The organism is Pseudomonas sp. FSL W5-0299 (assembly GCF_005930655.1).
Classification (GTDB): domain Bacteria; phylum Pseudomonadota; class Gammaproteobacteria; order Pseudomonadales; family Pseudomonadaceae; genus Aquipseudomonas; species Aquipseudomonas mandelii.
In genome coordinates this window covers 171,739-194,504 of record NZ_RXHX01000004.1, presented here as the reverse complement: position 1 = coordinate 194,504, position 22,766 = coordinate 171,739, and the positions used below count along the sequence as shown (strand labels likewise).

The 22,766-nt window shown below is 59.7% G+C and carries 17 protein-coding genes; 12 read left to right on the top strand and 5 right to left on the bottom strand.

Annotated elements, in window-relative coordinates:
* Window positions 1-34 precede the first annotated feature (34 nt).
* The 5 genes from trhO (at window position 35) to FHL16_RS07895 (ending at window position 6,863) form a co-directional block, all read left to right on the top strand.
* Entirely contained in the window at window positions 35-976 is a 942-nt protein-coding gene (gene trhO / locus FHL16_RS07915; RefSeq protein ID WP_010461707.1) for an oxygen-dependent tRNA uridine(34) hydroxylase TrhO, read from the top strand.
* A 39-nt stretch (window positions 977-1,015) separates the two neighbouring features.
* Window positions 1,016-1,618, top strand: a complete 603-nt coding sequence (locus FHL16_RS07910) for a DsbA family protein (RefSeq protein ID WP_172792624.1) — start codon at window positions 1,016-1,018, stop codon at window positions 1,616-1,618.
* A complete protein-coding gene (locus FHL16_RS07905) occupies window positions 1,611-3,428 on the top strand; it encodes an ABC transporter ATP-binding protein (RefSeq protein WP_077747965.1) in 1,818 nt (605 codons plus the stop codon). Before FHL16_RS07910 ends, FHL16_RS07905 begins: the two co-directional genes overlap by 8 nt.
* 135 nt (window positions 3,429-3,563) lie before the next feature.
* Complete coding sequence (locus FHL16_RS07900; protein WP_077747964.1) at window positions 3,564-6,023, top strand: EAL domain-containing protein; 2,460 nt, start codon at window positions 3,564-3,566, stop codon at window positions 6,021-6,023.
* Window positions 6,024-6,101: 78 nt separating this feature from the next.
* Window positions 6,102-6,863: a TenA family transcriptional regulator gene (locus FHL16_RS07895; RefSeq protein WP_370654439.1), complete on the top strand. Its 762-nt coding sequence runs from the start codon at window positions 6,102-6,104 to the stop codon at window positions 6,861-6,863.
* A 104-nt stretch (window positions 6,864-6,967) separates the two neighbouring features.
* Here FHL16_RS07895 and FHL16_RS07890 read toward each other — a convergent pair whose 3' ends face one another.
* The 5 genes from FHL16_RS07890 to FHL16_RS07870 form a co-directional block, all read right to left on the bottom strand.
* The gene (locus FHL16_RS07890; protein ID WP_077747962.1) at window positions 6,968-7,894 is read right to left on the bottom strand and encodes a GGDEF domain-containing protein; all 927 of its coding nucleotides are present in this window, start codon (window positions 7,892-7,894) and stop codon (window positions 6,968-6,970) included.
* A gap of 374 nt (window positions 7,895-8,268) precedes the next feature.
* The gene (locus tag FHL16_RS07885) at window positions 8,269-9,009 is read right to left on the bottom strand and encodes a YciK family oxidoreductase (RefSeq protein ID WP_077747961.1); all 741 of its coding nucleotides are present in this window, start codon (window positions 9,007-9,009) and stop codon (window positions 8,269-8,271) included.
* A gap of 188 nt (window positions 9,010-9,197) precedes the next feature.
* Complete coding sequence (gene mupP / locus FHL16_RS07880; protein ID WP_077747960.1) at window positions 9,198-9,869, bottom strand: N-acetylmuramic acid 6-phosphate phosphatase MupP; 672 nt, start codon at window positions 9,867-9,869, stop codon at window positions 9,198-9,200.
* Window positions 9,870-9,873: 4 nt separating this feature from the next.
* Window positions 9,874-10,572, bottom strand: a complete 699-nt coding sequence (gene ubiG / locus FHL16_RS07875) for a bifunctional 2-polyprenyl-6-hydroxyphenol methylase/3-demethylubiquinol 3-O-methyltransferase UbiG (RefSeq protein ID WP_077747959.1) — start codon at window positions 10,570-10,572, stop codon at window positions 9,874-9,876.
* Between the two features lie 59 nt (window positions 10,573-10,631).
* Window positions 10,632-11,966 carry a TRZ/ATZ family hydrolase gene (locus FHL16_RS07870; RefSeq protein ID WP_077747958.1) on the bottom strand — a complete coding sequence of 445 codons (1,335 nt, stop codon included), beginning with the start codon at window positions 11,964-11,966 and terminating at the stop codon, window positions 10,632-10,634.
* A gap of 108 nt (window positions 11,967-12,074) precedes the next feature.
* Here FHL16_RS07870 and mtnA point away from each other — a divergent pair, with 108 nt between their 5' ends.
* From mtnA to cmk, 7 genes are all read left to right on the top strand, one after another.
* A complete protein-coding gene (mtnA, locus tag FHL16_RS07865; RefSeq protein ID WP_010461692.1) occupies window positions 12,075-13,151 on the top strand; it encodes an S-methyl-5-thioribose-1-phosphate isomerase in 1,077 nt (358 codons plus the stop codon).
* Window positions 13,152-13,576: 425 nt separating this feature from the next.
* Entirely contained in the window at window positions 13,577-16,231 is a 2,655-nt protein-coding gene (gene gyrA / locus FHL16_RS07860; RefSeq protein ID WP_077747957.1) for a DNA gyrase subunit A, read from the top strand.
* Between the two features lie 251 nt (window positions 16,232-16,482).
* On the top strand, window positions 16,483-17,568 hold the full coding sequence (gene serC / locus FHL16_RS07850) for a 3-phosphoserine/phosphohydroxythreonine transaminase (RefSeq protein ID WP_077747956.1): 1,086 nt from the start codon (window positions 16,483-16,485) through the stop codon (window positions 17,566-17,568).
* Window positions 17,568-18,662 carry a prephenate dehydratase gene (gene pheA, locus FHL16_RS07845; RefSeq protein ID WP_010461684.1) on the top strand — a complete coding sequence of 365 codons (1,095 nt, stop codon included), beginning with the start codon at window positions 17,568-17,570 and terminating at the stop codon, window positions 18,660-18,662. Before serC ends, pheA begins: the two co-directional genes overlap by 1 nt.
* Window positions 18,663-18,672: 10 nt before the next feature.
* Entirely contained in the window at window positions 18,673-19,785 is a 1,113-nt protein-coding gene (gene hisC, locus FHL16_RS07840) for a histidinol-phosphate transaminase (RefSeq protein WP_010461683.1), read from the top strand.
* 28 nt (window positions 19,786-19,813) lie between these two features.
* Window positions 19,814-22,021, top strand: a complete 2,208-nt coding sequence (locus tag FHL16_RS07835; protein ID WP_231990963.1) for a bifunctional prephenate dehydrogenase/3-phosphoshikimate 1-carboxyvinyltransferase — start codon at window positions 19,814-19,816, stop codon at window positions 22,019-22,021.
* The gene (cmk, locus tag FHL16_RS07830) at window positions 22,018-22,707 is read left to right on the top strand and encodes a (d)CMP kinase (RefSeq protein ID WP_010461679.1); all 690 of its coding nucleotides are present in this window, start codon (window positions 22,018-22,020) and stop codon (window positions 22,705-22,707) included. The genes FHL16_RS07835 and cmk overlap by 4 nt, the downstream gene beginning before the upstream one ends.
* Window positions 22,708-22,766 lie beyond the last annotated feature (59 nt).

Here is a 22,766-nt window from a genome sequence, read left to right as displayed (position 1 = left end):
CCCTTTGCGAGGGTAGCCACCTGGAGAAACACCCATGACACAACAGATTGTCGTGGCGGCACTGTATAAGTTCGTCACTCTGGAAGATTACGTTGCCCTGCGCGAGCCACTGCTGCAAGCCATGGTCGACAATGGCATCAAGGGCACGCTGCTGATCGCCGAAGAAGGCATCAACGGTACCGTGTCCGGCAGCCGCGAAGGTATAGACGGGCTGATGGCCTGGCTCAAGAACGACCCGCGCATGGACGACATCGACCACAAAGAGTCGTACTGCGACGACCAGCCGTTCTACCGCACCAAGGTCAAGCTCAAGAAAGAAATCGTCACCCTCGGCGTCGAAGGCGTGGACCCGAACAAACAGGTCGGCACCTACGTCGATCCACAGAACTGGAATGCGCTGATCAGCGACCCTGAAGTGCTGTTGATCGACACCCGCAACGACTACGAGGTTTCGATCGGCACCTTCGAAGGCGCCATCGACCCGAAAACCACCAGTTTTCGCGAATTCCCCGACTACATCAAAGCCCACTTCGACCCGGCCGTGCACAAGAAAGTCGCGATGTTCTGCACCGGCGGCATTCGTTGTGAGAAGGCCTCTAGCTACATGCTCAGCCAGGGTTTCGACGAGGTCTATCACCTCAAGGGCGGTATCCTGAAGTACCTTGAAGAGGTGCCGCAGGAAGAAACCAAATGGCAGGGCGACTGCTTCGTGTTCGACAACCGCGTGACCGTGCGCCATGACCTCAGCGAAGGCGACTACGATCAATGTCATGCCTGTCGTACGCCGGTAAGCGTCGAAGACCGCACGTCCGAGCATTACGTGGCCGGCATCAGTTGCCCGCATTGCTGGGATACGCTGAGCGAGAAAACCCGTCGCAGCGCCATTGATCGGCAGAAGCAGATCGAACTGGCCAAGGCGCGCAACCTGCCTCACCCGATCGGCTACAACTACAAGCAAACTCCTTCAGAGGCTTGAACCATGTCTGCCCAACGCCTGCTCTATGTGATGGACCCGATGTGTTCCTGGTGCTGGGGCTTTGCGCCCGTCGCCAACGCGCTGGTCGAGCAGGCGCAGGCCGCAGGGGTGGACGTGCACCTGGTGGTGGGCGGCTTGCGCACCGGCAGCGGCTCCGCATTGGAACCGACTACCCGGCGCTACATCCTTGAGCATTGGCAAGCCGTCACCCAGGCCACCGGCCAACCGTTCAAGGCCGAAGGCGCATTGCCTGACGGTTTTGTCTACGACACCGAGCCTGCCTGCCGGGCGTTGGTGACCGCGCGTAGCCTGGCGCCGGATTGCGCGTGGAAACTGCTCGGCCTCATTCAGCACGCGTTCTATGCCGAAGGCCGAGACGTCACCCACGCCAGTGTCCTGGTCGAGTTGGCCGAGAAAGCCGGCCTGCCGCGCATCGAGTTTGCGGCTGCGTTCGACCGTGCCGATCAGCACGCCGCGACTGCTGCCGATTTCACCTGGGTCCAGGACCTCGGCATCGCCGGATTCCCAACGCTGTTGGCCGAACGTAGCGGGCAACTGGCGCTGCTGACCAATGGCTATCAACCCTTGAGTGAATTGTCGCCATTGCTCGGTCGTTGGCTGGAGCGCGCTGCCTGTGCATGACCTGCCCGATGACACGCCAGCTCCAAAGCGTGTCGATCGGCTGAGTTGGGCTGAAATCCGGCGGCTGGCCCTTCACCATAAAAAATCCCTGTGGATCGCCAATGGCGTGGCGGTGCTGGCCACCCTGTGCAGCGTGCCGATTCCGTTGCTGCTGCCGTTGCTGGTGGACGAAGTGCTGCTGGGGCATGGCGATTCCGCGCTGAAAATCATGAACCACGCGTTGCCGGAAGGCTGGCAGAAAGCGGCGGGCTACATCGGCCTGATGCTGCTGGTGACCTTGTTGCTGCGCTGCGGCGCCTTGCTGTTCAACGTGGTGCAGGCGAAGTTGTTCGCGGCGCTGGCCAAAGACATCGTGTATCGCATCCGCATACGGCTGATCGAACGGCTCAAGCGTATTTCCCTGGGCGAATACGAAAGCCTGGGCAGCGGCACGGTGACCACGCACCTGGTCACGGACCTGGACACGCTGGACAAATTTGTCGGCGAGACACTCAGTCGATTCCTCGTGGCGATGCTGACGCTGGTCGGCACTGCAAGCATTCTGATCTGGATGCACTGGAAGCTGGCGCTTTTGATCATGTTGTTCAATCCGCTGGTGATCTACGCCACGGTGCAACTGGGCAAGCGGGTCAAGCACCTGAAGAAGCTCGAGAATGACAGCACCTCGCGTTTCACCCAGGCCCTGACCGAAACCCTCGATTCGATCCAGGAAGTGCGTGCGGGCAACCGACAGGGGTTTTTCCTCGGGCGTCTGGGGCAGCGGGCCCGGGAAGTGCGCGATTATGCGGTGACCTCACAGTGGAAGACCGATGCGTCGAACCGTGCCAGTGGCTTGCTGTTCCAGTTCGGCATCGATATTTTCCGTGCTGCGGCGATGCTCACCGTGTTGTTCTCCGACTTGTCCATCGGGCAGATGCTGGCGGTGTTCAGCTACCTGTGGTTCATGATCGGTCCGGTCGAGCAACTGCTCAATTTGCAATACGCCTATTACGCCGCCGGCGGTGCGCTGTCGCGGATCAACGAGTTGCTGGCCCGCGACGATGAGCCGCAATACCCCGGCGGTGTCGATCCGTTTCAGGGGCGGGACACCGTGGGCATCGAAGTCCAGGGCTTGAGTTTCGGATACGGCGACGAGTTGGTGTTGAACCAGATGGACCTGTCCATCGCCCCCGGTGAAAAAGTGGCGATTGTCGGTGCCAGCGGTGGCGGCAAGAGCACCCTGGTGCAGTTGCTGCTGGGGTTGTACACGCCCCTTGCCGGGACTATCCGCTTCGGTGGCTCGACCCAGCAGGAGATCGGCCTGGAGACCGTGCGCGAAAACGTCGCCGTGGTGCTGCAACACCCCGCGCTGTTCAACGATACCGTTCGCGCCAACCTGACGATGGGCCGTATACGCAGCGACGAGGCCTGCTGGCAAGCGCTGGAGATTGCCCAGCTGAACCAAACGGTTCGAGAATTGCCTGATGGTCTGGACAGCATTGTCGGACGCTCTGGCGTGCGCTTGTCCGGTGGTCAGCGGCAACGGCTGGCGATTGCGCGGATGGTGCTGGCCGAACCCAAGGTGGTGATTCTCGACGAGGCCACCTCGGCGCTGGACGCTGCCACCGAATACAACCTGCACCTGGCGCTGGCGCGGTTCTTGAGCAACCGCACCACGCTGATCATTGCGCATCGGTTGTCGGCGGTGAAACAGGCTGATCGGGTGCTGGTGTTCGACGGCGGGCAAATTGCCGAGGATGGTGACCATCAGCAACTGATTGCCGAAGGTGGGTTGTACGCCAAGCTTTATGGCCATTTACAGCAGCATTAGTGACAGCCCGCGTCAGGTTTGCGGCAAGTGCATGCAAAATACGGGCGCTGGCTTGCCGGGATCGAATACGCACCCTAGTCTAGCTGTAGCGATCACGTTGGATGATGATCTGGCAGTGCTAATACAAGGGACCTCATGAAGCAAAAGCGGACTCTCGGAACCCCTAGGTTATTGGGCATCGTCTGGCCATTTATTGCCGTAGTGCTATTTCAAGCGCTGTTGGGCGGGGTCAGTCTCTATGTACTTTCGGCAGTTCGCGGTTATGTGGCCGGGGAGAGCCTGTGGTCCAAGGGCCAGAAGGACGCCATCTATTACCTCAATCTCTACGCGGACAGTCGCGACGAGGCCATTTTCCTCAAGTACCAGAACGCCATTGCCGTACCCCAGGGTGGTCACGAGTTGCGCGTGGCGCTGGATCATCAGCCACCGAATATCGAAGCCGCACGGGTGGCGATTCTCAAGGGGGGCAATCATCCCGACGACGTCTCCAGCGTGATCTGGCTGTACCTCAATTTCAGGCATTTCAGTTACCTTGAAAAAGCCATCGACCGCTGGACGGTGGGTGACGCGTATCTGGTGCAACTCGATAACGTCGCCCAAGAGATGCACCGGCGCATTACCGAAAATCAGGCGTCGGACGCCGACATCAAACGCTGGAAAGACCAGATTTTTGCAATCAACGATGGTGTGACGCCTGCCGCCACTGCCTTCAGCGATGCCTTGGGCGAGGGCTCGCGCTTGATTCTGCGCCTGCTGCTGGTCACGAACCTGGCCACGGCCCTGGGCTTGATTGCGTTAGCGTTGATGCGTACCCACAAACTGCTCAAACAGCGCCATGCCTTTGCCGAGGCCTTGCAGTTGGAGAAAGACCGGGCGCAGATCACCCTGCAATCCATTGGCGACGGGGTGATTACCACGGATGTCGACGGTGCGATCGCCTACATGAACCCGGCGGCCGAGGCGTTGACTCACTGGAAGGGCGAGCAGGCCATCGGCTTGCCGCTGGCGGCCTTGTTCAATCTGCTGGATGACAACGCTCAGGCTGACGGCTTTACCTTGATCGAGCACATATTGAGCGGTCAGCTCAGCGGCGCCAGCGAGCATTCCAAACTGATCCAGCGCCTTGACGGCAGCACCGTCTCGGTCACCCTGGTCGGGGCGCCGATCCGCAACGCCGACAAGGTCAGTGGCGCCGTGCTGGTGTTGCATGACATGACTCAGGAGCGCCAGTACATCGCCAATCTGTCCTGGCAGGCGACCCACGACGCCTTGACCGGGCTGGCCAATCGTCGCGAGTTCGAGTATCGCCTGGAGCAGGCGCTGCACAACCTGACCCGATACTCTGGGCGCCACGCCTTGATGTTCCTCGATCTGGACCAGTTCAAACTGGTCAACGATACCTGCGGCCATGCGGCGGGTGACGAACTGCTTCGGCATATCTGCGCGCTGTTGCAATCAGGCTTGCGCGAAGGTGACACGCTGGCCCGGCTGGGTGGCGACGAGTTCGGGATTTTGCTGGAAGACTGTCCGCCGGAAGCGGCCGAGAAAATTGCCGAGAGCCTGCGCCATACCGTGCAGAACCTGCACTTTGTGTGGAAAGGCCGGCCATTCGTCACAACGGTGAGCATCGGGATGGTTCATATCGCGCAAACCCCGACCACCCTCGAAGCCTCGCTGCGTGCTGCCGATATGGCCTGTTACATGGCCAAGGAAAAAGGGCGTAACCGTGTTCAGGTGTATAACGCCGATGATTCGGAACTGTCCCTGCGTTTCGGTGAGATGGCGTGGGTACAGCGCCTGCACATGGCCCTGGAAGAGGATCGCTTTTGCCTGTATTCCCAGGAAATCGCACCCCTTGGTCATACCGAACACGGCGGCGGGCATATAGAAATCCTGTTGCGTCTACATGATGAAGCCGGGCGCATGATATTACCGGACAGTTTTATTCCGGCTGCCGAACGTTATGGTCTGATGACCGCACTTGATCGTTGGGTGGTGCAGAACGTCTTTAAGATCATTGCCCAATGTATTGCCGAAGAGCGCAAAGGTCCTTTGGCCATGTGTGCGATTAATCTGTCAGGCACTACTATCGGAGATGACGCGTTTCTGGACTTCCTGAGGGAACAGTTTGTTGCATGGTCCATTCCACCTGAAATGATTTGTTTTGAAATTACAGAGACCAGTGCAATTTCCAATTTGGGAAGTGCAATTAGATTTATCAATGAACTCAAAGGTTTAGGTTGTCACTTTTCGTTGGATGACTTCTGCGCCGGTATGTCCTCATTCGCCTACTTGAAACATTTACCTGTAGACTTCTTGAAGATCGATGGAAGTTTCGTAAAGGATATGCTGGACGACCCGATTAACCGCGCCATGGTAGAAGTGATCAATCACATCGGCCATGTCATGGGTAAGCGCACGATTGCCGAGTTTGTAGAAACACCCCAGATCGAGCAGGCATTGCTGGAGATCGGGGTCGACTTCGCTCAAGGGTATGTCATTGAACGCCCGCATCTGTTTACCTGCGATAGTTTGCAAAGTCGTCCTGCCAGGCCTCAACCTTTGTTATTCAAGGCGCCCGGCACGTTCCGTTGAAATCTCTTGCTGATCCTAACAATCACAATCAAAAGGAGCCCGACAGTGATCGACACATTCAACCGAACCGGACCACTCATGGAAGCTGCAAGTTATCCCGCATGGGCGCAACAGCTCATCAAGGACTGCAGCGAGAGTAAGCGCCGGGTTGTCGAACACGAACTGTATCAGCGCATGCGAGACAATAAGCTCGGCGCAAAAACCATGCGGCAGTACCTTATTGGTGGCTGGCCCGTCGTTGAACAGTTCGCGTTATATATGGCACAAAACCTGACCAAGACTCGTTTTGCCCGCCACCCCGGTGAAGACATGGCGCGTCGTTGGTTGATGCGTAACATTCGTGTCGAACTTAACCATGCCGATTACTGGGTTAACTGGAGTCGGGCCCATGGGGTCAGCCTGGAAGATTTGCAGGCGCAACACGTTGCACCTGAACTTCACGCCTTGAGCCACTGGTGCTGGCACACCAGTTCGGCGGATTCGCTGATTGTCGCCATTGCCGCGACCAACTATGCCATCGAAGGTGCGACCGGAGAGTGGTCGGCATTGGTCTGTTCCAATGGTGTCTACGCGGCCGCGTTCCCGGAGGAAGATCGCAAGCGGGCCATGAAGTGGTTGAAGATGCACGCTCAGTACGATGATGCCCATCCCTGGGAAGCGCTTGAAATCATCTGCACATTGGCGGGCCTGAACCCGAGCAAATCCCTGCAAGTGGAATTGCGCCAGGCGGTCTGCAAGAGTTACGACTACATGCACTTGTTCCTGGAGCGCTGCATGCAGTTGGAACACTCTGAAAAGGCTCCGGTCGCGCGTGAGCGCATGGCATTGGCCGAAAGCTGATCCATAGGTATTACAGGCAAAAAAATGTGGGAGCGGCGGTGCGGCGATCCGAGTTGCTCGCCGCACCGCCACTGCCACATTAGTTATGTGGCTCAGTTGAAGGATTAACCCGCCATGGCCAACCGGTTACGCCCTTCGCGCTTGGCGACATACAGCGCGCTGTCGGCCCGACGCAACAAACTATCGGCCGATTCGCCGGGCAGCAGGGTCGAGCAACCCAGGCTGACCGTCAGCTCGATCTGATTGCCATCGGCTTTGTAACTCTGCGCCTGTGCCGCAAACCGCAGTCTTTCGCCGACCATGGCGGCGGCTTCCCGACTGGTGTTGGACAGGAGGATCAGGAACTCTTCGCCACCAAAACGGAACACCATGTCCACATTGCGTAGCTGGTTCTTGATCGAGGCTGCGACGCTCTTGAGTACGTCATCGCCCGCACTGTGGCCAAAATTATCGTTAACGTTTTTGAAGTGATCGATGTCCAGCATGAGCAGTGACAACGGCATCAAGTGGCGTCGCGACATCTCGATTTCACGCTCTAAGGTCTGATCCATGGCGATGCGGTTGCCGGTATCGGTCAACGGATCGCGCAGTGCACTTTGCGTCGCCGCGCGGTAGAGCAGGGCGTTACGCATCGGGAACAGGAGCGTGGACAGCAGCGATTCCAGATTGCCTTGTTCGTGGTCGCTGAATCGCTGATTGCGGCGGAACACCAGTTCACCCAGGTTCTCGCCTTCATGGCTGAGGCTGTAAGTGACGGAATGGTGGCCGCGATGCCCGAATTCCAGACGCAAGTCGCTGGCCGAGTGCTGATAAGTCAGCGCATCCAGCGGCACCAGGCGTTGAATCTCGCGGAAGAAAAGTCCGAGAATGCGTTGTGGCTCAAGACTGGTCTGCAGTTGCTGGCCAAGTTGCTGGCGCACTTGTGCAAGGCTGAATGGCCGCTCCAGAATGGGAGGTTGCTGACCAAAGCCCAGGCGTTGCAATTTGGCGCTGTCGAAGTCAATTGCGTTGGTCTGGGATGGTGATTTCATATGGCGTGAGCCCCTAAGCAGTAAGGCTGTCTTACAGGCTGGGTGAGAGCGGCTTTGGGCTGCGCGTCATACTGGTCCATCAGTCCCGTAGGACATTTGGCGCAAGTTTAGTCCGCTTTGCCGAATATAAGTAACCTATCGACTGAGGCGTCCGCCCGATTGCTTTCACACGGCGTGTCTGAGCAAAATTAGAGCGAAAGTCATGCCAATGAGTTCCTTTGAATAAAAATCCTTGAAAATCAACAAGTTGAAGGATTTCTGAAGGGTTTCAGGCAGAAAGAGCGGCGGCGTATTGACTTAAACCACTGCACTTGCGGGGTGCTTTCAGGGCCGCGCCGGGAACCCGGCGCGGTACAAAAAGCGACGTGCGGTTGTTACTGTGCGTTGAAAGCCTGGCCGTTGATGCCAGTGCTGTCCGGACCCATCAAGTAAAGGTAGACCGGCATGATCTCCTCGGGCGTAGGGTTGTTCAGCGGATTTTCACCCGGGTATGCCTGGGCGCGCATGCTGGTACGGGTAGCGCCCGGGTTGATGCTGTTGGAGCGCACCGGCGCCACGGTGTCGACTTCGTCGGCCAGGGTTTGCATCAGGCCTTCGGTGGCAAACTTGGACACGCCATAAGCGCCCCAGTACGCGCGACCCTTACGACCGACGCTGCTGGAGGTGAACACCACCGAAGCGTCCTGGGACAGCTTGAGCAGCGGCAGCAAGGTGCTGGTGAGCATGAACATGGCATTGACGTTGACGTGCATGACGCGCATGAAGTTCTCGCCGGACAGCTGCTCGATCGGCGTGCGCGGACCAATGATCGACGCGTTATGCAGCAAACCGTCGAGGTGGCCGAACTCTGTTTCGATCATCGCGGCCAGCTCATCGTATTGATGAGGCAACGCGGTTTCCAGGTTGAACGGTATCACCGCAGGCTGTGGATACCCGGCGGCTTCGATTTCGTCATAGACCTGAGTCAGATTGGCTTCGGTCTTGCCCAGCAGCAGTACGGTTGCACCATGGGCTGCGTAGGTTTTCGCCGCCGCAGCGCCAATGCCGCGACCTGCGCCGGTAACCAGGATGACCCTGTCCTTGAGCAATTCAGGGCGGGCGGAATAATCAAACATAAGAAACCTCACAACAATTCAACACAAAGGCGGGCACCGAAACTGTGGCGAGGGAGCTTGCTCGCGTTCGACTGCAAAGCAGTCGTAAATCACCAGATACGGTGCGCCTGACAGAATGCGTTTGTAGATAGAGGAGGCGCTTCGCGCCCCAGCGGGAGCAAGCTCCCGCGCCACAAAATCTGCGGTACTCAGCAGCTGCAAAGAGCGCTATCGAGCACCTTGCGCAACTCAAGCGGATGATCCACCACCACATCCGCCCCCCAATGCCGCGGGTTGTCGTCCGGGTGAATGTAGCCGTAGGTCACTGCAGCCGTTTTGGTGCCGGCATCGCGACCGGACTCGATATCGCGCAGGTCATCGCCCACAAACAGCACGCTGGCCGGGTCCAGGTCGAGCATCTTGCACGCCAGGATCAATGGCTCAGGGTCCGGCTTGCTGTTCTTGACATGGTCCGGGCAGATCAGCAGCGCCGAGCGCTCGGCCAGGCCAAGCTGCTGCATGATCGGCTCGGCGAAGCGCAGCGGCTTGTTAGTGACCACGCCCCAGATCAGGTTGGCTTTCTCAATGTCGACCAGCAGTTCGCCCATGCCGTCGAAGAGTTTACTGTGAACCGCGCAACCGGCGAGGTAACGCTCCAGAAACTCCAGGCGTAATTCCTCGAAACCCGGTGATTCCGGGTCCATGGAGAAGGTCACGGCGACCATCGCCTTGGCCCCGCCGGAAATCTCGTCGCGGATGTGCTTGTCGTTCACCGGCGGCAAGCCGCGATCGGCGCGCATCGCCTGGCAGATGGCGATGAAGTCCGGCGCGGTGTCGAGCAGCGTGCCGTCCATGTCGAAAAGGACTGCTCTGATACGCATCGGCTTACTCCTCGCGCAGGGTCTGGATCATGTAGTTGACGTCCACATCGGCCGCCAGTTTGTAGTGCTTGGTCAGCGGGTTGTACGTCAGCCCGATGATGTCCTTGACGGTCAGGCCGGCCAGGCGGCTCCAGGCACCCAGCTCGGAAGGGCGGATGAATTTCTTGAAGTCGTGAGTGCCCCGTGGCAGCAGCTTCATGATGTATTCGGCACCGATGATGGCGAACAGATACGCCTTCGGATTGCGGTTGATGGTGGAGAAGAACACCTGGCCGCCCGGTTTGACCATTTTGAAGCAGGCGCGGATCACCGAGGACGGATCCGGCACGTGCTCCAGCATTTCCAGGCAGGTGACCACGTCGAACTGCTCAGGCATTTCCTCGGCCAGCGCTTCGGCGGTGATCTGCCGGTACTCGACGCTCACGCCGGATTCCAGCTGATGCAATTGCGCGACCGCCAGCGGCGCTTCGCCCATGTCGATGCCCATGACGGTGGCGCCGCGCTGAGCCATGGCTTCGCTGAGGATGCCGCCACCGCAGCCCACATCGAGGACTTTCTTGCCGGCCAGGTTGACCCGTTCGTCAATCCAGTTGACCCGCAGCGGGTTGATGTCGTGCAGCGGTTTGAACTCGCTTTCGCGGTCCCACCAGCGATGGGCCAGGGCTTCGAATTTGGCGATTTCGGCGTAGTCGACGTTGCTCATGGTTTAAGTCCTCTAAAACTTGAAAAATCCTGTTGCCCCGGAAGTCAGTCCGGGGAGGCTTACTGTTCGGTGTGGCCGCTGATGCGTTGACCCCAGGCCTTGGCGGTGGCGCAGAGCTGCTCCTCGTCCAGGCGAGTCAGGCGACGGTCGTCGAGCAATTGTTTGCCGGCGACCCACAGATGTTTCACGCAGTCGCGGCCGGTGGCGTATATAAGCTGCGAAACCGGATCGTAGATCGGTTGCTGCGCCAGGCCCGAGAGGTCGAACGCGACGATGTCCGCGGCTTTGCCAACTTCCAGCGAACCGGTTTCAGTCTCGATCCCCAGCGCACGGGCGCCATTGAGGGTGGCCATGCGCAGTGCGCGATGGGCGTCCAGCGCAGTGGCCGAGCCAGCGACAGCCTTGGCCAACAGCGCGGCAGTGCGGGTTTCGCCGAGCAAGTCGAGGTCGTTGTTGCTGGCCGCGCCATCGGTACCGATGGCGACATTGACGCCGGCCTGCCAAAGACGCTCGACCGGGCAGAAGCCGCTCGCCAGCTTGAGATTGGACTCCGGGCAATGAATCACATTGGTGTTGCTTTCTACCAGCAGCACCAGGTCTTCATCGCTGATCTGGGTCATGTGCACGGCCTGGAAGCGCGGGCCGAGCAATCCCAGGCGGCCTAGTCGGGCCAGGGGGCGCTCGCCGCGCTGCTCGACCGATTGCTGCACTTCGAACGCGGTTTCATGGACGTGCATGTGAATCGAGGCGTCCAGTTCTTCGGCGATCACCCGGATTTTCTCCAGGTTTTCGTCGCCCACGGTGTAGGGCGCATGGGGGCCGAACGTGACTTTGATCCGCTCGTGGTGCTTGAGATCGCCGAACAATTCGACGCCCTGACGAATGGCCTCGTCCGCCGTGCTGGCCCCTGGAATCGGGAAATCGAGGATCGGAATGGCGATTTGTGCGCGTATGCCACTGTTATGGACACGTTCGCTGGCAACCTTCGGGAAGAAATACATGTCAGAGAAACAGGTGATGCCACCTTTGATCTGCTCGGCGATCGCCAGGTCGGTGCCATCGCGTACAAAATCTTCGTCGACCCACTTGGCTTCGGCGGGCCAGATGTGGTTTTCCAGCCAGGTCATCAGCGGCAGATCGTCCGCCAGGCCCCGGAACAGTGTCATCGCCGCATGCCCGTGGGCATTGATCAGGCCGGGGCTGAGCAACATGTCCGGCAACTCACGAACTTCGGTTGCGTTAAGCTTCAGCGCAGCCGCTCGTGGGCCGATAAACACGATGCGCCCATCGCGAATGCCCAGGCCGTGCTCTTTGAGGACAACACCAGCGGGTTCGACGGGTACCAGCCAGGTCGGCAGCAATAACAGGTCGAGCGCAGCGGCAGTGTTCGGCATCGAGGGTCGGTTCCAGTGCTTTTGTAAAGGATGGCGAAGTATACCCGAGCGTCTTCGCGGGGGGATCGCTATAATCGGCGGCTTTTGTTCATGAGTGCGGGGTGTGGGATGCGCGATCGACTGTTGGCTGCGGAGAAGGTGAAGGCCATCGATTGGCGTGATGGCGCCCTGTACCTGCTGGATCAGCGTATTTTGCCGTTCGAGGAAACGTGGATCGCCTGCACCAGCGCCGCAAGCGTGGCCGAGGCCATTCGCTCGATGGTGGTGCGCGGCGCGCCGGCCATTGGCATCAGTGCGGCCTATGCGATGGTGCTGTCGGCCCGCGCTCGCATAGCTGAGGGTGGTGACTGGCAGGCCGAGTGGGAAGAGGATTACGCATTGCTGGCTGATTCCCGTCCAACGGCGGTGAATCTGTTCTGGGCCTTGGGGCGCATGCGTGACCGCCTGGATCGTCTCAAGGGCGATGCGGATCCTCTCGCGGCGCTGGAGGCGGAAGCCATCGCCATTCATGAAAGCGATCGCGAAGCCAACCTGACCATGGCGCAATTGGGTGTGGACCTGATCCGCAAGCACCAGGGCAACGCGCAGGCGATCCTGACCCACTGCAATACCGGCGCACTGGCCACCGGCGGTTTCGGCACCGCGTTGGGGGTGATTCGCGGGGCCTTTATCGAAGGCATGGTCGAGCGCGTCTACGCCGACGAAACCCGGCCATGGTTGCAAGGTTCGCGATTGACCGCCTGGGAATTGGCCAATGAAGGCATTCCCGTGACCGTCAACGCCGACTCCGCCGCCGCGCACATCATGAAAACCAAGGGTGTGACCTGGGTGATTGTCGGCGCAGACCGGATCACCGCCAATGGCGATGTGGCCAACAAGATCGGTACGTATCAGCTGGCAGTCAACGCCATGCACCACGGCGTGCGCTTCATGGTGGTGGCGCCGAGTTCGACCATCGACATGAACCTGGCCAGCGGCGACGAGATTCCAATTGAAGAACGCGATGGTCGCGAGTTGCTGGAAGTCGGCGGCAAGCGGGTCGGGGCGGAGGTTGATGCGTTCAACCCTGTGTTCGACGTGACCCCGGCGGACCTGATCGATGCGATCGTCACCGAGAAAGGCATCGTCGAGCGCCCGGACACGGCGAAAATGGCGCTGTTGATGTGCCGCAAGCGTCTGCATTGAGAGCGTCCGGCGCCTTGTAAATCGACATCGCCAGCAGGCTGGCTCCCACAGGTTTTTTGATCGACACCGATCCTGTGGGAGCCAGCCTGCTGGCGATGAGGCCCTAAAAGTCAACAAACATCCGTAAATCAGATGCCAATTCTGCATTCGGAGCGGCTCTAAGCCTCTCTCGTCCCCTTTCAGCCTGCCACCAGTCAACTAACTACACTCCATGCGCGTCTGGGGGATAGGTGCGTGGCGGCTCTTGTGATAACATCCGGCGTTTTCCGAGGCAGTCCCGCGGGGTTGTCTTTACTGCGCAAATCCATGGTTCAACTTGTTGATTTGTCGTAAGTCGGTGCATGGCACTCAGCCTGCAGCGGCGAGCTTCGTTCGTCCCATATGGATGTGACGAAGTTTCACCAGAAAAAGGAATCGAGCTTCTCATGGGCGAACTGGCCAAAGAAATCCTCCCGGTCAATATCGAAGACGAGCTGAAGCAGTCCTACCTCGACTACGCGATGAGCGTAATCGTCGGGCGGGCCTTGCCGGATGCGCGCGATGGCTTGAAGCCCGTGCACCGGCGTGTGCTGTTCGCGATGAGCGAGCTGGGCAACGACTTCAACAAGCCGTACAAGAAATCTGCCCGTGTTGTCGGTGACGTGATCGGTAAGTATCACCCGCACGGTGATACCGCGGTGTACGACACCATCGTCCGCATGGCGCAGCCATTCTCGCTGCGCTACCTGCTGGTAGACGGGCAGGGCAACTTCGGTTCGGTGGACGGCGACAACGCCGCCGCCATGCGATACACCGAAGTGCGCATGACCAAGCTGGCGCACGAGCTGCTGGCTGACCTGCACAAAGAAACCGTGGACTGGGTGCCGAACTACGACGGCACCGAAATGATCCCGGCGGTCATGCCGACCCGTATTCCCAACCTGTTGGTCAACGGCTCCAGCGGTATCGCCGTGGGCATGGCAACCAACATTCCGCCGCACAACCTCGGTGAAGTCATCGACGGTTGCCTGGCGCTCATCGACAACCCTGAGTTGACCATCGATGAGCTGATGCAATACATCCCCGGTCCGGACTTCCCGACCGCCGCGATCATCAACGGTCGCGCCGGCATCATCGAAGCCTACCGCACCGGTCGTGGCCGCATTTACATGCGCGCCCGCTCGATCATTGAAGACATCGACAAGGTCGGTGGCCGTCAGCAGATCGTCATCACCGAACTCCCATACCAGCTGAACAAGGCCCGTCTGATCGAGAAGATCGCCGAGCTGGTAAAAGAGAAGAAGCTCGAAGGCATCACCGAACTGCGCGACGAGTCCGACAAGGACGGTATGCGCGTCGTGATCGAGCTGCGTCGTGGCGAAGTGCCTGAGGTGATCCTCAACAACCTCTACGCCCAGACCCAGCTGCAAGCCGTTTTCGGTATCAACATCGTCGCGCTGATCGACGGCCGTCCGCGGATCCTGAACCTCAAGGACCTGCTGGAAGCCTTCGTTCGTCACCGTCGCGAAGTCGTTACCCGTCGTACCGTGTTCGAACTGCGTAAAGCGCGCGAACGTGGCCACATCCTGGAAGGTCAAGCGGTTGCCCTGTCGAACATCGACCCGGTCATCGCCCTGATCAAGGCTTCGCCAACGCCGTCGGAAGCCAAGGAAGCGCTGATCAAGACTGCGTGGGAATCCTCCGCCGTGGTCGCGATGGTTGAACGTGCCGGTGCCGATTCGTGCCGTCCAGAGACCCTGGATCCGCAATACGGTCTGCGCGAAGGCAAGTACTTCCTGTCGCCGGAACAGGCACAAGCCATTCTGGAACTGCGTCTGCACCGTCTGACCGGCCTGGAACACGAAAAGCTGCTGGCCGAGTATCAAGAGATCCTCAACCAGATCGGCGAGCTGATCCGCATCCTCAGCAGCGCCACGCGCCTGATGGAAGTGATCCGCGAAGAGCTGGAAGTGATTCGCGCCGAATACGGCGACGTGCGCCGCACCGAGATTCTCGATGCCCGTCTCGACCTGACCCTGGGTGACATGATCCCGGAAGAAGAGCGCGTCGTGACCATTTCCCACGGTGGCTATGCCAAGACCCAGCCATTGGCTGCGTACCAGGCTCAGCGTCGTGGCGGTAAAGGCAAATCGGCTACCGGCGTGAAGGATGAGGACTACATCGCTCACCTGCTGGTCGCCAACAGCCACACCACGCTGCTGCTGTTCTCCAGCAAAGGTAAAGTGTACTGGCTGAAAACCTACGAAATCCCTGAAGCGTCCCGTGCGGCCCGTGGTCGTCCGTTGGTCAACCTGCTGCCGCTGGACAGTGATGAATACATCACCACCATGCTGCCGGTCGACGAATACACCGAAGGTCACTTCATCTTCATGGCCACTGCCAAAGGCACCGTGAAGAAGACCCCGCTCGAATCCTTCAGCCGTCAACGCAGCGTCGGTCTGATCGCGCTGGAGCTGGACGAAGGTGACGTACTGATTTCAGCTTCCATTACCGATGGCAGCCGCGAAGTCATGCTGTTCTCCGACGGCGGCAAGGTCACTCGCTTCAAGGAAACCGACGTTCGCGCCATGGGCCGTACCGCTCGCGGTGTCCGCGGCATGCGTCTGCCGGAAGGTCAGAAGCTGATTTCCATGCTGATTCCGGAAGAAGGCAGCCAGATCCTCACCGCTTCGGCCCGTGGTTTCGGCAAGCGCACGGCGATCACCGAGTTCCCTGAGTACAAACGTGGCGGTCAGGGCGTTATCGCCATGGTCAGCAACGACCGTAACGGCCGCTTGGTCGGTGCAGTCCAGGTGCTCGACGGCGAGGAAATCATGCTGATTTCCGACCAGGGCACCCTGGTGCGTACCCGCGTCGACGAAGTGTCCAGTCTGGGGCGTAACACCCAAGGCGTGACCCTGATCAAACTGGCCAGTGATGAAACGCTGGTCGGTCTGGAGCGGGTGCAGGAGCCGTCGGAAGTCGAAGGCGAAGAGCTGGAAGGTGAAGAGGGGGCGGTGTTCGACGGCGAGGTCGTGATCGACGACGTGGTTGAAGATCAGCAACTCGACGCCGCTGCTGACGAAGAGCCACAAGAGTAAGTGGACAAACAGGGGGCGGATGAAAATTCGCCCCCTTGTTGTTTGTCCGAACGGAAAATTTCGATATCAGTGGAGAACCCTTGTGGGAGCGAGCCTGCTCGCGAATGCAGGCGCCGCGGTACCTCTGAAACACCGTGGTGATGCATTCGCGAGCAGGCTCGCTCCCTCAGGTTTCTGCTTCGGCAGGGCCCTGTGTCGATTGATGTTGTGATTTATTGCGTGATTACCACCAAATCAGAGCGAGATTGGATGTGAGCAAGAGAGCCTATAACTTCTGTGCCGGTCCTGCGGCACTTCCCGAAGCTGTCCTGCAGCGCGCCCAGGGTGAACTCCTTGATTGGCACGGCAAGGGCCTGTCGGTCATGGAGATGAGCCATCGCAGTGATGAGTTCGTGTCCATCGCCACCAAGGCCGAGCAGGATCTGCGTGATCTGCTGAATATCTCCTCGAACTATAAAGTGCTCTTTCTGCAAGGTGGCGCCAGCCAGCAATTTGCTCAGATTCCTCTGAACCTTTTGCCGGAAAGCGGCACCGCCGACTATATCGACACCGGTATCTGGTCGCAGAAAGCCATCGAAGAAGCCTCGCGCTACGGCCGCGTCAACGTTGCCGCTACTGCCAAGCCTTATGACTATTTCGCCATTCCCGGTCAGAACGAGTGGAGCCTGTCGAAAGACGCGGCCTACGTTCACTACGCACCGAACGAAACCATTGGCGGCCTGGAATTCAGTTGGGTCCCGGAAACTGGCGACGTTCCGCTGGTGGCCGACATGTCTTCGGACATTCTCTCGCGCCCAATCGATGTTTCGCGCTTCGGCATGATCTACGCCGGCGCGCAGAAAAACATCGGCCCGAGCGGCATTGTCGTGAACATCATTCGCGAAGATCTGTTGGGTCATGCCCGTTCCCTGTGCCCGACCATGCTCAACTACAAGGTCGCGGCCGATAACGGCTCGATGTACAACACCCCGCCTACCCTGGCCTGGTATCTGTCCGGTCTGGTGTTCGAGTGGCTGAAAGAGCAGGGTGGTGTTGAAGCTATCGGCAAGCTCAACGAAGTGAAGCAGCGCACGCTGTACGACTTCATTGACGCCAGCGGCTTGTACAGCAACCCGATCAACAAGTCGGATCGCTCGTGGATGAATGTTCCGTTCCGCCTAGCTGACGACCGTCTCGACAAGCCATTCCTGGCCGGTGCCGACGAACGTGGCCTGTTGAACCTCAAGGGTCACCGTTCTGTGGGCGGCATGCGTGCCTCCATCTATAACGCCGTCGACATCGTTGCGGTCAACGCACTGATTTCGTACATGGCAGAGTTCGAGAAGGAACACGGCTAATGTCTGAGCAAGAACTCAAGGCACTGCGCGTTCGCATTGATGCCCTGGACGCCAAAGTCCTGGAGCTGATCAGTGAGCGTGCACGCTGCGCCCAGGAAGTTGCGCGAGTAAAGATGGCCTCGCTGGCCGAAGGCGAAGTGCCGGTGTTCTATCGTCCTGAGCGTGAAGCTCAGGTGCTCAAGCGCGTAATGGAGCGCAATCAGGGGCCGCTGGGCAACGAAGAGATGGCGCGTTTGTTCCGCGAAATCATGTCGTCGTGCCTGGCCCTCGAACAGCCGCTGAAAGTGGCGTACCTAGGCCCTGAAGGCACCTTCACTCAAGCCGCCGCCATGAAGCATTTCGGCCACGCGGTGATCAGCAAGCCGATGGCGGCGATCGACGAAGTGTTCCGCGAAGTGGCGGCCGGTGCGGTGAATTTTGGCGTGGTCCCGGTGGAAAACTCCACTGAAGGCGCGGTCAACCACACCCTCGACAGCTTCCTCGAACACGACATGGTCATCTGTGGCGAAGTCGAGCTGCGGATTCACCATCACCTGTTGGTGGGCGAAAACACCAAGACCGACAGCATCAGCCGCATCTACTCCCATGCCCAGTCCCTGGCCCAGTGCCGCAAGTGGCTGGACGCGCACTACCCGAATGTCGAGCGCGTGGCGGTGTCGAGTAATGCCGAAGCAGCCAAGCGGGTCAAGGGTGAGTGGAACTCGGCGGCGATTGCCGGCGACATGGCCGCCAGCTTGTACGGGCTGACCCGCCTGGCCGAGAAAATCGAGGATCGCCCGGACAACTCCACGCGCTTCCTGATGATCGGCAGCCAGGAAGTACCGCCGACCGGCGACGACAAGACGTCGATCATCGTCTCCATGAGCAACAAGCCCGGTGCGCTTCATGAGTTGTTGGTGCCGTTCCACGACAACGGTATCGACCTGACGCGAATCGAGACCCGTCCGTCGCGCAGCGGTAAATGGACCTACGTGTTCTTCATCGACTTCGTCGGCCACCACCGTGATCCGTTGATCAAAGGTGTACTGGAAAAGATCAGTCAGGAAGCAGTAGCACTCAAAGTGCTGGGTTCTTACCCGAAAGCAGTTCTCTAAGGGGTAGCAAATGAGTGGCAACTTCCTCGCTCTGGCGCAGCCGGGCGTGCAACAACTTTCGCCTTACGTTCCGGGCAAACCCGTGGACGAACTGGCGCGTGAGCTGAACATCGATCCAGCCAGAATCATCAAGCTGGCCAGCAATGAAAACCCGTTGGGCGCCAGTCCAAAGGCGCTGGCAGCCATTCGCGACGAACTGGCCGAGCTGACCCGCTATCCGGACGGCAACGGTTTTGCGCTCAAGACCCTGCTGGCCGAGCAGTGCCGCGTCGAGCTGAATCAGGTGACGCTGGGCAACGGTTCCAATGACATTCTGGAGCTGGTGGCGCGTGCGTACCTGGCGCCCGGCCTGAACGCGGTGTTCAGTGAGCATGCGTTTGCTGTTTACCCGATCGCCACGCAAGCCGTCGGCGCGACGGCCAAAGTGGTCCCGGCCAAAGACTGGGGGCATGACCTGCCGGCCATGCTGGCTGCGATCGATGCCGATACTCGTGTGGTATTCATCGCCAACCCGAACAACCCGACCGGGACCTGGTTCGGTGCCGAGGCACTGGATGAGTTCCTGCAGGACGTACCGGAGCATGTGCTGGTGGTGCTGGACGAGGCGTACATCGAATACGCCGAGGGCAGCGACTTGCCGGATGGCCTGGACTTCCTGGCGGCGTACCCGAATCTGCTGGTTTCGCGCACGTTCTCCAAGGCTTATGGCCTGGCGGCACTGCGGGTCGGTTATGGCTTGTCCACTGCGGTGGTTGCCGATGTGCTGAATCGCGTGCGTCAGCCGTTCAACGTTAACAGCCTGGCCCTGGCCGCTGCGTGCGCTGCACTGCAAGATGCCGATTACCTGGCTGAAAGCCGTCGCCTGAACGAAGCCGGCATGCAGCAACTGGAAACGGGGTTCCGTGAGCTGGGGCTGAGCTGGATTCCTTCCAAGGGCAACTTCATCTGCGTCGATATGGGGCAGGTGGCTGCGCCGATCTTCCAGGGGTTGCTGCGCGAAGGCGTGATTGTGCGTCCGGTGGCCAACTACGGCATGCCGAACCACCTGCGCATCACCATCGGTTTGCCCGCTGAAAACAGCCGCTTCCTAGAGGCACTGACCAAGGTTCTGGCTCGTGGTTGATGTCACTGCACTGCAACCTGCTGCCCCTATGATCGGTCGCCTGGTGGTGGTCGGCCTGGGGTTGATCGGCGGTTCGTTTGCCAAGGGGTTGCGCGAAAGTGGCCTGTGCCGCGAAGTGGTCGGGGTCGATCTCGACCCGCAGTCGCGCAAGCTCGCGGTTGAGTTGGGCGTGGTGGATCGCTGCGAAGAAGACCTGGCGATTGCTTGTCAGGGCGCGGATGTGATCCAGCTCGCCGTGCCGATCCTTGCCATGGAAAAAATGCTTGGCCGCTTGGCCGGCATGGATCTGGGGCAGGCGATTCTGACCGATGTTGGCAGCGCCAAAGGCAATGTGGTGCGTGCCGCGACCGAAGCGTTTGGCGGCATGCCGTCGCGTTTTGTGCCGGGCCATCCGATTGCCGGTTCCGAGCAGAGCGGGGTGGAAGCCTCCAATGCCGAGCTGTTCCGTCGCCATAAAGTGATTTTGACACCGCTGGATCAGACCGATCCGGCCGCGCTGGCAGTGGTCGACCGTTTGTGGCGTGAATTGGGCGCCGATGTCGAGCACATGCAGGTCGAGCGTCACGACGAAGTGTTGGCGGCAACCAGCCATTTGCCACACTTGCTGGCGTTCGGTCTGGTCGATTCACTGGCCAAGCGCAATGAAAACCTTGAGATCTTCCGTTACGCTGCGGGCGGTTTTCGCGATTTCACAAGAATCGCGGGAAGCGACCCGGTCATGTGGCACGACATCTTCCTCGCCAACCGCGAAGCTGTCCTGCGCACACTTGATACATTTCGCAGCGACCTCGACGCCTTGCGCGACGCGGTCGATGCAGGGGATGGGCACCAATTGTTGGGCGTATTCACTCGCGCCCGGGTTGCCCGCGAACATTTCAGTAAAATCCTGGCCCGCCGGGCTTATGTGGACGCTATGAACTCCAACGACCTGATTTTCCTGGCTCAACCTGGTGGCCGCCTGACTGGGCGGATTCGTGTACCGGGCGATAAATCGATTTCCCACCGTTCGATCATGCTCGGCTCCCTGGCCGAAGGCGTCACCGAAGTCGAAGGCTTCCTCGAGGGCGAAGACGCCCTGGCGACCTTGCAAGCCTTCCGCGACATGGGCGTCGTGATCGAAGGTCCGCACCACGGTCGCGTGACCATTCACGGCGTCGGCCTGCATGGCTTGAAGCCTGCGCCGGGCCCGATCTATCTGGGCAACTCCGGCACCTCGATGCGTCTGCTGTCGGGCCTGCTGGCTGCGCAGGACTTCGATAGCACCCTGACCGGTGACGCCTCGCTGTCCAAGCGCCCGATGAATCGCGTGGCCAATCCGCTGCGTGAAATGGGTGCCGTGATCGAGACCGCCGCTGAAGGTCGTCCACCGATGACCATTCGTGGCGGCAACAAGCTCAAGGGTCTGACTTACACCATGCCGATGGCCAGCGCCCAGGTTAAATCCTGCCTGCTGCTAGCCGGCCTGTACGCCGAAGGCAAGACCACCGTCACCGAACCGGCTCCGACCCGCGACCACACCGAGCGCATGCTGCGCGGCTTCGGCTATCCGGTCACCGTTAACGGTGCGACCGCTTCGGTTGAGTCCGGCCACAAGCTGACTGCGACCCACATTGAAGTGCCGGGCGACATCTCGTCTTCCGCGTTCTTCCTGGTGGCGGCATCGATCGCCGAAGGTTCGGAGCTGGTGCTCGAGCACGTCGGCATCAACCCGACCCGTACCGGCGTGATAGACATCCTGCGTCTGATGGGCGCTGATATCACCCTGGAAAACCAGCGTGAAGTTGGCGGCGAGCCGGTGGCGGATCTGCGCGTACGGGCAGCTAAACTCAAGGGTATCGAGATTCCCGAAGCGCTGGTTCCACTGGCCATCGACGAATTTCCGGTGCTGTTCGTGGCCGCGGCCTGTGCCGAAGGGCGCACCGTGTTGCGTGGCGCCGAAGAGCTGCGAGTCAAGGAGTCGGACCGTATCCAGGTCATGGCGGATGGCTTGCTGGCGCTGGGCGTCAAATGCGAACCGACCCCGGACGGCATCATCATCGACGGCGGCCTGATCGGCGGCGGCGAAGTGCACGGTCACGGCGATCACCGGATTGCCATGGCGTTCAGCGTTGCTTCGCTGCGCGCCACCGCACCGATTCGCATCCATGACTGTGCCAACGTCGCAACCTCGTTCCCGAACTTCCTCGCGCTTTGTGCGCAGGTCGGCATTCGTGTTGCACAAGAGGCTCAGTCGTGAAAATCATCGCACCGGTCATCACCATCGATGGGCCAAGCGGCTCTGGCAAAGGCACGGTCGCCGGGATACTGGCCAAGCGTCTGGGCTGGAACTTGCTCGATTCCGGTGCGCTCTACCGTCTGTTGGCGTTCGCTGCGCATAACCACGGCGTTGACCTGACGAATGAAGAACTGCTGAAAAAGCTTGCCGCTCATCTGGATGTGCAGTTCATTGCGGCGACCGAAGGTCAACTGCAGCGCATCATTCTGGAGGGTGACGAAGTCAGCGATGTCATCCGTACGGAAAGCGTCGGCTCGGGTGCGTCCCAGGTGGCTGCATTGCCCGCGGTACGCGAGGCGCTGCTTCAGCGTCAGCGGGCGTTTCAGGAATCGCCGGGGTTGGTCGCCGATGGGCGCGACATGGGCACGGTGGTTTTTCCGGACGCGCCGCTGAAGATATTCCTCACTGCCAGTGCCGAGGAGCGTGCGCGCCGTCGATACTTGCAGTTGAAGGGCAAAGTCGATGGTGTTAGTCTGTCGAGTCTGCTAGATGAGATCCGTGCACGCGATGAGCGTGACACCCAGCGAGCGGTAGCCCCGCTCAAGCCGGCGGCTGACGCCATACAGCTGGATTCCACGGAGTTATCCATCGATCAGGTGCTGGAACGCATCATGAGCGAGATCGCCATTCGCGATATCGCCGGGTGACCAAGAAGCTCTGCAGGGGACCAGTCATAGTCTTGCAGTGCTTCTTTAAATGAACATAA